Origin of the sequence: Halolamina salina, from assembly GCF_042678005.1 — an archaeon.
Classification (GTDB): Archaea; Halobacteriota; Halobacteria; order Halobacteriales; family Haloferacaceae; genus Halolamina; species Halolamina salina.
Genome location: NZ_JBHUDH010000129.1, coordinates 3,778 through 7,268, shown reverse-complemented (window position 1 = coordinate 7,268; position 3,491 = coordinate 3,778). Strand labels below are relative to the sequence as shown.

Below are 3,491 nucleotides of genomic sequence, written 5' to 3'. Positions count from 1 at the left end.
GGCCGCCGCCTCGCCGGCCGCGCCGAACAGCGTCGCGTCGGCGGCCTCGACGGTCTCGACGGTCGGTTCGGGCAGGGGGGTCCCCCGCTCCTCGGCGACCGCGTCGCCGGCCTCGGCGTGCCGGACGGTGAACTCCGGATCCACGGCCTCCAGCACCCGAACCGCGGCGGGGACGACCTCCTGCCCGATCCCGTCGCCGGGGATCACGGCGATCTCGTCGGTCATCGGTCGGTGTAGGGCAGCGAGGCGGCCGTCTCCGCGACCGCCTCGGGGTTGGCGCCGAGCAGCGCGGTGGTGTCCCACTCGCCCGCGACGAGCGACTGGCGCTGTGCCGAGTCGACCGCGGCGTCGATCTCGCGGCCGTCGTAGCGCACCGTCTCGTCGGCCACGTCGACGGTGATCTCCGTGTCAGGATTGGCGTCGATATGGTCCTGCAGCGCCTCGATCGCCTCGCTGTCGGCAGTCACGGTCGGGATTCCCAGCGCGAGACAGTTACCCGCGAATATCTCCGCGAACGACTCGCCGACGATGGCGTCGATCCCCCAGCGCGCGAGCGCCTGCGGCGCGTGCTCCCGGGAGGAGCCACAGCCGAAGTTGGCGTTGACCACCAGCACGTTCGCGTCCCGGAAGCGCTCGTCGTTGAACGGGTGGTCAGTGGGCTGTTCGGCGACCTCGCGCTCGGCGGCCAGCCCGTCGCCGCCCGCGTCGGGACCGGTGTTCTCGTAGCGCTGATCGAAGAACGCGAACTCCCCGAGCCCCTCGAAGGTGAGCACCTTCAGGAACCGCGCGGGGATGATCTGGTCGGTATCGATATCGTTCCCGCGCACGGGGACGCCCGTCCCCTCGACGCGCTCGATCGCGGGTACGTCGACGGGATCGCCGTCCTTCCGGGTCACCGCGCCACCTCCGGCGCGGCGTCGAGTTCGCGCACGTCGGTCACCTCGCCGGTCACCGCGGCGGCGGCGACCATCTCGGGGCTCATCAGGACCGTCCGGCCGTCGGCGCTGCCCTGCCGGCCGACGAAGTTCCGGTTCGAGGAGGAGGCACAGACCTCGTCCCCGACGAGCTGGTCGTCGTTCATCCCGAGACACATCGAGCAGCCCGCGCCGCGCCACTCGAACCCCGCCTCGCGGAAAATATCGTCCAGCCCCTCGGCCTCGGCGGCGGCTTTCACGCGCTGGCTTCCCGGGACGACGAGACCCCGCACGCCGTCGGCAAGCTCTCGTTCTGCGACGACTTCGGCGGCCGCACGCAGGTCCGAGAGCCGCGCGTTCGTACAGGAGCCGAGAAACGCCACGTCGACCGGGAACCCCGCCATCGGCTCGCCGGGCGTGACGCCCATGTGTTCCTGTGCCCGCTCGGCGACCGCGCGGTCCTCGGGCGGGAGATCGGCGGGATCGGGAACCGGCTCCGAGATGCCGACCGTCTGGCCGGGCGTCGTCCCCCACGTCACCGTCGGCTCGATCTCGCTGGCGTCGATCGTCACCACGTCGTCGTAGGTGGCGTCCTCGCCCGAGCGGATCGACTCCCAGTACTCCTTTCGCTCGGCGAATTTCTCGGGATCGTCGGCGAACGCGTCCGTCCCGGCCATCCACTCGTAGGTGGTCTCGTCGGGGTTGACGTAGCCCGCACGGGCGCCGCCCTCGATCGACATGTTGCAAACGGTCATCCGGCCGGCCATCGACAGCGACTCGACCGCCGGGCCGCCGTACTCGTACACGTAGCCGACGCCGCCGTCGGTGCCGAGCGCGCCGATGATCGTCAGAATCAGGTCCTTCGCGGTGACGCCCTCGCCGAGCTCGCCCGTCACCTCGATCCGGCGGACCGCCTGCTTCTCCATCGCGACGGTGCCGGTCGCGAGCACGTCCCGGATCTGGGAGGTGCCGATCCCGAACGCCAGCGCGCCGACGGCGCCGTGGGTCGCGGTGTGGGAGTCGCCGCAGACGACGGTCATCCCCGGCTGGGTCAGCCCCTGTTCCGGGCCGACGACGTGGACGATCCCCTGTCGGCCCGTCTCGGGGTGGTCGAACAAGAGGCCGGCGTCGGCGACGTTTGCCTCCAGTTCGGCCATCATCGACTCCGCGGCCTCGTCGTCGTAGGGGCGCTCGCGGTCGTCCGTCGGGACGATGTGGTCGGCGGTGGCGTGGGTCCGTTCGGGGTACGCCACGTCGAGGTCGCGCTCCTCGAGCATCCCGAACGCCTGCGGGCTCGTCACCTCGTGGATCAGGTGGAGGCCGACGAACAGCTGGTCCTGCCCGCTGGGGAGCCGCCGGACGCGGTGGCGGTCCCACACCGCGTCGTACAGCGTCCCCTCGCTCATACGGCCTCCTCGTCGGCTCCCTCCTCTGTGTCGGCCGCCGTTTCGGACTCGTCGTCGCTCGCTCCCTCGCGGTCGACGCCGCGAACGTACGCGTCGTTCGCTTCGGGGGCGTCCTCGCGGGGCGTGTGGTCCACGTCGCCCATCGGCTCCGGATCGTCGTCGCGCTCCTCGGGGGCCTCGCCGCCGTCGACCATCGCGACCGTCCCCCGCTGGAACACCTGCGAGTCGCCGAAGCTCTCCCCGGTCGTGGGGTTGGTGTGGCTCACCTCGCTCATCGTCCGCCGGCTGGTCTCTCGTCGGTTCGTCTCGTCGCGCCGTCGGCTCGTAGTGTCGGTGTGTCGGGTCATCGGTCTCAGTCGTCCGCTGGGGTGTTGGCTGGCTCCCGGTTCTCCTCGGCATCGCTCCAGGCGAACAGCGCGCGGAGCTCCTCGCCCACCTCCTCGATCTCGTGGTTCTTCTCGGCGGCGCGGCGCTGGCCGTAGGACGGCCGGCCCGCCCGGTTCTCGGTGATCCACTCCGTCGCGAACTCGCCGTTCTGGACCTGCTCCAGCACGGTCTCCATCTGCTCGCGGGTGTGATCGTCGACGACCACTTCGCCGCGGGTGATGCCGCCGTACTCGGCGGTGTCGGAGACGGAGTCCCACATCCCGCCCATCCCGCCCTCGTACAGCAGGTCGACGATGAGCTTCAGCTCGTTCAGGCACTCGAAGTACGCCATCTCCTCGCTGTATCCGGCGTCGGTCAGCGTCTCGTACCCCGCCTTCACGAGTTCGGTGACGCCGCCACAGAGCACCGCCTGCTCGCCGAACAGGTCGGTCTCGGTCTCCTCGCGGAACGTGGTCTCGATCACGCCCGCGCGAGTGCAGCCGATCGCGTCCGCGTACGCGAGCGCCTCCTGTCTCGCCTCGCCGGTCGCGTCGCGGTACACCGCGATCAGTCCGGGCGTCCCCTCGCCGTCGGTGTACTGCCGGCGGACGATGTGGCCCGGCCCCTTCGGCGCGACCATCGTCACGTCGACGTCCTCGGGCGGCTCGATCTGGTCGTAGTGGATGTTGAAGCCGTGGGCGAACTGGAGCGTGTCGCCGGCGTCCAGTTCGGGCGCGATGTCGTCGTACACGTCCGGCTGGACGTTGTCCGGGACGAGCATCGACACCACGTCGGCGGGCGCCGC

Annotated in this window: 5 protein-coding genes; all 5 read right to left on the bottom strand. The window is 70.9% G+C overall.

Translation table 11 applies throughout. The annotated features are described in order from the left end of the window. On the bottom strand, window positions 1–225 hold a 225-nt coding region (locus tag ACFR9S_RS11220; protein ID WP_379818678.1), incomplete at its 3' end, for an isocitrate/isopropylmalate family dehydrogenase. Beyond that, window positions 222–896: a 3-isopropylmalate dehydratase small subunit gene (gene leuD / locus ACFR9S_RS11215; protein ID WP_379732031.1), complete on the bottom strand. Its 675-nt coding sequence runs from the start codon at window positions 894–896 to the stop codon at window positions 222–224. The genes ACFR9S_RS11220 and leuD, both read right to left, overlap by 4 nt. Beyond that, on the bottom strand, window positions 893–2,320 hold the full coding sequence (gene leuC / locus ACFR9S_RS11210; RefSeq protein WP_379732032.1) for a 3-isopropylmalate dehydratase large subunit: 1,428 nt from the start codon (window positions 2,318–2,320) through the stop codon (window positions 893–895). Before leuC ends, leuD begins: the two co-directional genes overlap by 4 nt. Then, window positions 2,317–2,667, bottom strand: coding sequence for a hypothetical protein (locus ACFR9S_RS11205; protein WP_379732033.1), 351 nt, complete (start codon window positions 2,665–2,667; stop codon window positions 2,317–2,319). Before ACFR9S_RS11205 ends, leuC begins: the two co-directional genes overlap by 4 nt. A gap of 5 nt (window positions 2,668–2,672) precedes the next feature. Further along, window positions 2,673–3,491, bottom strand: an 819-nt coding sequence (gene ilvC / locus ACFR9S_RS11200; protein ID WP_379818677.1) for a ketol-acid reductoisomerase, incomplete at its 5' end; no start/stop codon positions are given.

What these genes read in the sequence shown, in the direction of transcription:
- leuC (WP_379732032.1), bottom strand. Translation starts at nt 2,320, where the DNA reads ATGAGCGAGGGGACGCTGTACGACGCGGTGTGGGACCGCCACCGCGTC.
- ACFR9S_RS11205 (WP_379732033.1), bottom strand. Translation starts at nt 2,667, where the DNA reads ATGACCCGACACACCGACACTACGAGCCGACGGCGCGACGAGACGAAC.